The 6,295-nt window shown below is 65.8% G+C and carries 4 protein-coding genes and 1 pseudogene; 4 read left to right on the top strand and 1 reads right to left on the bottom strand.

From position 1 onward, the window contains the following. Window positions 1-251: 251 nt before the first annotated feature. The gene (gene glmS, locus EN780_RS25210; protein ID WP_128275639.1) at window positions 252-2,075 is read left to right on the top strand and encodes a glutamine--fructose-6-phosphate transaminase (isomerizing); all 1,824 of its coding nucleotides are present in this window, start codon (window positions 252-254) and stop codon (window positions 2,073-2,075) included. A 93-nt stretch (window positions 2,076-2,168) separates the two neighbouring features. Beyond that, window positions 2,169-2,924 (top strand): DUF502 domain-containing protein, encoded by a 756-nt coding sequence (locus EN780_RS25205; RefSeq protein ID WP_127392441.1) that lies wholly within the window; start codon window positions 2,169-2,171, stop codon window positions 2,922-2,924. Here EN780_RS25205 and recG read toward each other — a convergent pair. After that, the gene (recG, locus tag EN780_RS25200; RefSeq protein WP_128275638.1) at window positions 2,876-4,984 is read right to left on the bottom strand and encodes an ATP-dependent DNA helicase RecG; all 2,109 of its coding nucleotides are present in this window, start codon (window positions 4,982-4,984) and stop codon (window positions 2,876-2,878) included. The genes EN780_RS25205 and recG overlap by 49 nt on opposite strands. Before the next feature lie 92 nt (window positions 4,985-5,076). On the opposite strand from recG, the gene EN780_RS25195 reads away from it, so the two are divergent. Together EN780_RS25195 and EN780_RS25190 are read left to right on the top strand one after the other, a co-directional pair. Next, the gene (locus EN780_RS25195) at window positions 5,077-5,364 is read left to right on the top strand and encodes a succinate dehydrogenase assembly factor 2 (RefSeq protein WP_127283348.1); all 288 of its coding nucleotides are present in this window, start codon (window positions 5,077-5,079) and stop codon (window positions 5,362-5,364) included. A gap of 13 nt (window positions 5,365-5,377) precedes the next feature. Next, window positions 5,378-6,295 (top strand): annotated as a pseudogene (locus EN780_RS25190) (transcription-repair coupling factor); the annotation flags it as partial.

Genomic DNA, 6,295 nt, shown 5'->3' with positions numbered 1-6,295 from the left:
TTCCGGGCAAGGGCAAGGAAATACGCGAGCGTTTTGCTTCGGCCGCGGCGGCGAGGAAAAAGTGAATTCCGTCACCGGTGGCCTGAAAAGGCGAACGATTGCAGTAATCGGATTGCAAGAGCGGTCTGTCATGGTGCATGCGTAAAAATGACCGTTCCGGTGACACGGAACGAAACGCAAAGTGACTTTCACGGCAGGCCGGCAATCCCTAGATAACGCTGGTTTTCCATGGGGAATCGGGGGTAACGGCCATGTGCGGCATCGTCGGAATTGTCGGCCAACAGCAGGTGGCGCCGCTCATCGTCGACGCGCTGAAGCGGCTCGAATATCGCGGCTATGACTCGGCCGGCGTCGCCACCATCGAGAATGGCGAGCTCGGCCGCCGCCGCGCAGAGGGCAAGCTGGTCAACCTCGAGCGCCGGCTGAAGGAAGAGCCGCTCGACGGCACGATCGGCATCGGCCACACGCGCTGGGCCACCCATGGCGTGCCAAACGAGACCAACGCACACCCGCATTTTTCCGATGGCGTCGCCATCGTCCACAACGGCATCATCGAGAATTTCGCTGACTTGCGCGACGAGCTCACCCGCGACGGCTACAGCTTTTCCTCGCAGACCGACACCGAGGTCGTCGCACATCTGGTGGCGCGCGAGCTTGCCAAGGGGCTGAAGCCAGTCGAGGCCGCGCACCAGGCGCTGAAGCGGCTGGAGGGCGCCTTCGCGCTGGCCATCATGTTCAAGGGCGACGAGGACCTCATTGTCGGCGCCCGCAACGGCCCGCCGCTGGCCGTCGGCCATGGCGACGGTGAGATGTTCCTGGGCTCCGACGCCATCGCGCTGGCGCCCTTCACCAACTCGATCACCTATCTGGAGGACGGCGACTGGGCGGTGGTGCGCCGCAACGAGGTCGCCATCTTCGACATGGACGGCAACAAGGTCGACCGCAAGCGCCAGCAGTCACTGTCGACCGGCTTCATGGTCGACAAGGGCAACCGGCGCCATTTCATGGAAAAGGAAATCCATGAGCAGCCGGAGGTGATCTCGCACACGCTGGCGCATTATGTGGATTTCGTCTCCGGCGTCTCGAAGCCGCTGGAACTGCCGTTCGATTTCGCCAAGATCGGCCGGCTGGCGATCTCGGCCTGCGGCACCGCCTATCTCGCCGGGCTGATCAGCAAATACTGGTTCGAACGCTATGCGCGGCTGCCGGTCGACATCGATGTCGCCTCGGAATTCCGCTATCGCGAGATGCCGCTGTCGTCGAACGACGCGGCCTTCTTCATCTCGCAATCGGGCGAGACCGCCGACACCCTGGCCTCGCTGCGTTATTGTCGCAAGGCCGGCATGAAGATCGGCGCGGTCGTTAACGTGCGCGAATCGACCATGGCGCGCGAGTCCGATGTGGTGCTGCCGACGCTGGCCGGGCCCGAGATCGGCGTCGCCTCGACCAAGGCCTTCACCTGCCAGCTGTCGGTGCTGGCGTCGCTTGCGGTGCGGGCGGGCGTGGCGCGCGGCACGATCTCGCGCGACGAGGAGAAGGCGCTGGTGCGCGAGCTCTCCGAGGCGCCCCGCTTCGCCAACCAGGTGCTCAAGCTGGACGGCCAGATCGAACGCATCTCGCGCGAGCTCTCCCGCTATTCGGATGTGCTTTATCTTGGCCGCGACACTAATTTCCCGCTCGCCATGGAAGGCGCGCTCAAGCTCAAGGAAATCTCCTATATCCATGCCGAGGGCTATGCCGCCGGCGAACTGAAGCACGGGCCGATCGCGCTGATCGACGAGAACATGCCGGTGATCGTCATCGCGCCGCACGACCGCATCTTCGAAAAGACGGTCTCCAACATGCAGGAGGTGGCGGCGCGCGGCGGCAAGATCATCCTGATCACCGACAGCAAGGGCGCGGCGCAGGCGAGCATCAAGACGATGGAGACGATCGTGCTGCCCGACGTGCCGGAAATCATCTCGCCGATCATCTACGCGCTGCCGATCCAGATGCTCGCCTATTTCACCGCCGTGTTCATGGGCACCGACGTCGACCAGCCGCGCAATCTGGCGAAATCGGTGACGGTGGAATAGGCGCTCGCCAACCCACGCTCTTTAAAAACTTCGCAGTTCCAAACCGCGTTGTGGTTCACTAATGTTGCGGCGCAACCTGCGCTGCGGTGATCCATGTCCGACGCCCCGAAGACCTCAGGCATGACCCGGCTCAGGAACTATTTCCTGACGGGCTTCATCGTTTGCGCGCCGCTGGCGATCACCGCCTATATCGCCTGGTCGTTCATCGGCTGGGTCGATTCCTGGGTGAAGCCCTATATCCCGCTGCGCTACAGCCCCGACACCTATCTGCCGTTTCCGGTGCCCGGCTTCGGTCTCATCGTCGCGTTGGTGCTGATCACGCTGATCGGCTTCATGACCGCCAACATCGTCGGCCGCGCCATCGTCAATTTCGGCGAGCGGCTGCTTGGCCGCATGCCGCTGGTGCGCGGCATCTATCGCTCGCTGAAGCAGATCTTCGAGACGGTGCTGTCGAACAAGGGCGACATGTTCCGCCAGGTCGGGCTGGTCGAATATCCGCGCAAGGGCGTCTGGTCGCTGGTCTTCATCGCCAGCGAGAAGGAAACCGAGATTAACCAGAAGCTCAACCATGAAGGCGACCCGCTGATCGCCGTGTTCATGCCGTGCACGCCGAACCCGACCACCGGCTTCCTGATGTATGTGCGGAAATCCGAGATCGTGCTGCTCGACATGACGATCGAAGACGGCGCCAAGCTGATCGTTTCGGCCGGCCTGGTGGCGCCCGAGGTCAAGACCAAGCTCGTGACGCTGAACGGCGAGCAAATCGAAGGCTCGCTGGCCAATCCGGCGCTTGGGGCCGCTCAACCAGCGCGCAACAAACGCACCGCCTCATCGCGGCCGAACAGGTAAAGCAGCAGGCGCAGCGCCTCGCCGCGCTCGGACTGCAGTTCCGGATCGCGCGACAGGATGAGGCGGGCATCGTCGCGTGCGGCTTCCAGCAGGTCGGCATGGGCCTCGATGCGCGCCACCTGGAAACCGGGGGTGCCGGACTGGCGGGTGCCCAGCAATTCGCCTTCGCCGCGCAGCTTGAGATCCTCCTCGGCGATGCGGAAGCCATCCTCGGTCTCGCGCATCACCGACAGGCGGCGTTTCGCCGTCTCGCCGAGCGGATCCTTGTAGAGCAGGACGCAGGAGGAGGGCTTGTCGCCACGCCCGACCCGGCCGCGCAACTGGTGCAACTGGGCCAGGCCGAAGCGCTCGGCATGCTCGATGACCATGATGGTGGCGTCCGGCACGTCGACGCCGACCTCGATGACGGTGGTTGCGATCAGGATGCGCGTCTCGCCCTGCTTGAAGGCGCGCATCGCCTCGTCCTTCTCGGCGCCCTTCATGCGGCCATGAACCAGCCCGATGCGGTCGCCGAACAGCGGCTTCAGCGAGGCAAAGCGATCCTCCGCCGACATCAGCTTGATCTCCTCGGATTCCTCGACCAGCGGGCAGATCCAGTAGATCTTCTGGCCATCGGCGACCGCGTCGCGCATGCGACCGACCAGCTCGTCCAGCCGCTCCAGCGGCAAGGTGACCGTGCGGATCGGCTGGCGGCCGGCCGGCTTTTCGGTGAGCTTGGAGACGTCCATGTCGCCGAAGGCGGTGAGCACCAGCGTGCGCGGGATCGGCGTTGCCGTCATCACCAGCATGTCGGGCGCGTCGCCCTTGGCGGTGATCGCCAGCCGCTGGTGGACGCCGAAACGGTGCTGCTCGTCGACGACGGCCAGGACGAGATCGTGGAACGCCACCGATTCCTGGAACAGCGCATGCGTGCCGACGACGATGTCGATCTCGCCGCTGGCCAGCCTCGCCAATGTCTCGGTGCGTTCGCGACCCTTCTCACGGCCGGTGAGAATGGCGGTGCGCAGGCCGGCCTTTTCCGCCAGCGGCGCGATGGTCGCCAGATGCTGACGCGCCAGGATTTCGGTCGGCGCCATCAGCGCCGCCTGGCCGCCGGCCTCGACCGCGCGTCCCATGGCAAGCAGTGCTACGACCGTCTTGCCCGAGCCGACATCGCCTTGCAGCAGGCGCAGCATGCGCTCGGGGTCGGCGAGGTCGGCAAGGATTTCGGCGAGCGCAAATTCCTGTGACGGGGTGAGCGAGTAGGGGAGTGCCGAGCGCAGCTTTTCGACGATGCTGCCGTCGCCGGTCAGCGGCCGGCCGGACAGGCGGCGGATCCTGGCCCGCACCAAAGCGAGCGAGACCTGGCCGGCGAGCAGTTCGTCATAGGCGAGGCGCCGCCACGCCGCCCCCTCGATGGCGACATCGATCGGGTCCGCCGGATAATGGATGCGGGTGAGCGCGTCGGCGAAGGCGGGAAAGGTCTGGCGGCGCATGAAGGCGTCGTCCTGCCATTCCGGCAGTTCCGGCAAGCGGCCGAGCGCCTGGCCGATGGCGCGTCGCAGCACCTTGCCCGACAGGCCGGCGGTGAGAGGATAGACCGGCTCGACCAGCGGCAGGTTTTCGGCCTCGCTGGCCAGCGCGATATGGTCGGGATGGACCATGGTCGGGCGGCCGTTGAACCACTCCACGCGGCCTGAGATGACGACATGCTCGCCCACCGGCATCGATTTCTCGAGATAGGAAGCGTGGGCGTGGAAGAAGGTCAGTGCGATCTCGCCGGTGTCGTCGTGGGCGTAGACACGGTACGGCACCGACCGGTTGCCGCGCGGCGGCGGCTGGTGGCGGTCGATGCGCACCTCGAGCGTGACGATCGCACCTTCGGCGGCGAGCGCGATGCCCGGCCGGTTGCGGCGGTCGATCACGGTGTGGGGCAGCACGAACAGAAGGTCGCCGGCGCGCGCGGCGCGGTCGCCGAGATCGGCGGCCACGACCCTCTCGATCAGCAGGCCAACCTTCGGCCCGACGCCGGCAAGCGAGGTGATAGGGACGAACAGCGGATCGAGGAGGGAAGGACGCATGATGTCAGCTTATGTCGCGACGGCCATTGCGCAAGGCTGACACCGCGCTCTATCCACGCTATATGCGCCGCTTCAGACAGGGACGCGGCGCCATGACCGGAACGAGAAGATCAAGCGAGGGGCTCGATGCCCGCCGCCGCAAGCTCCTGTTCCGTTCCTGGCATCGTGGCATGCGCGAGATGGACCTTATCCTCGGCTCCTTCGCCGATGCCGAGATCGGCGCCTTGACCGGCGAGGAAATCGACCAATATGAGAGGCTCCTCGACATTCCCGACACCGAATTCCTGCCTTTGATCACCGGTGAGCGCCCGGTTCCGCCCGATATCGATTGCGCGGTGCTGCGAAAGATCCTGGCGTCGCGCCACACCATGACATTTTGAACGACGTGATTTCATGAGCCTGATCCCCACAATCGGCCTGCCGAAGGGCCGCGCCGGCCAGTTCATCGTCGACGGCGTCGCCGATGGCTACGAAGCCTTCGCGCTGGTGCAGACTGCGCAGGAGATCGCGCCCGACAAGCCGGTGCTGTTCGTGGCCCGCGACGGCCAGCGCCTGCCGGCGATCACCGAGGCGCTGGCCTTTGCCGCGCCGGGCCTGCCGGTGCTGGAACTGCCGGCCTGGGATTGTCTTCCCTACGACCGCGTCTCGCCCGGCTCGGACGCAGCCGCGCGCCGGCTCGACGCGCTCGCCGCCATGATCGCGCTGGCCAGGAAGCCGCACCGGGCGGTCATCCTCACCACCGCCAATGCGCTGCTGCAGCGCATTCCGCCCGCCGATCTGATCGAAGCGCAGACGTTCCACGCCAGGCCCGGCAACCAGATCGACATGAATGCGCTGGTGTCGCGGCTCGAAACCTCCGGCTTCGAGCGGGTGCCGACGGTGCGCGGCGTCGGCGAGTTCGCGGTGCGCGGCGGCATCCTCGATCTTTACGCACCCGGCTGGAGTGAGGCGCTCAGGCTCGATTTCTTCGGCGACACGCTGGAATCGATCCGCGTCTTCGACGCCGCCACGCAGCGCACCACCGGCCAGCGCACGTCGATGGCGCTGCAGGCGATGAGCGAAGTGGCGCTAACCCCGGAGACGATCAGCCGCTTCCGCCGCGCCTATATCGAGGCGTTCGGCGCGCCGTCGCGCGACGACGGGCTCTATGCCGCGGTCAGCGAAGGGCGGCGCTTTGCCGGCATGGAGCACTGGCTGCCGTTCTTCTACGAGCGGTTGGAGACGGTGTTCGACTACCTGCCCGACGTGCCCGTGGTCTTCGACCATCTGGCGCATGAGGCGCTGGCCGAACGCCACACGCTGATCCTCGAC

The sequence above is a fragment of the Mesorhizobium sp. M4B.F.Ca.ET.089.01.1.1 genome (assembly GCF_004022605.1).
In the GTDB taxonomy this organism is placed as follows: Bacteria; Pseudomonadota; Alphaproteobacteria; order Rhizobiales; family Rhizobiaceae; genus Mesorhizobium; species Mesorhizobium abyssinicae.
The sequence above is the reverse complement of the archived record's forward strand: the minus strand, read 5'-3'. Positions and strand labels throughout refer to the sequence as shown.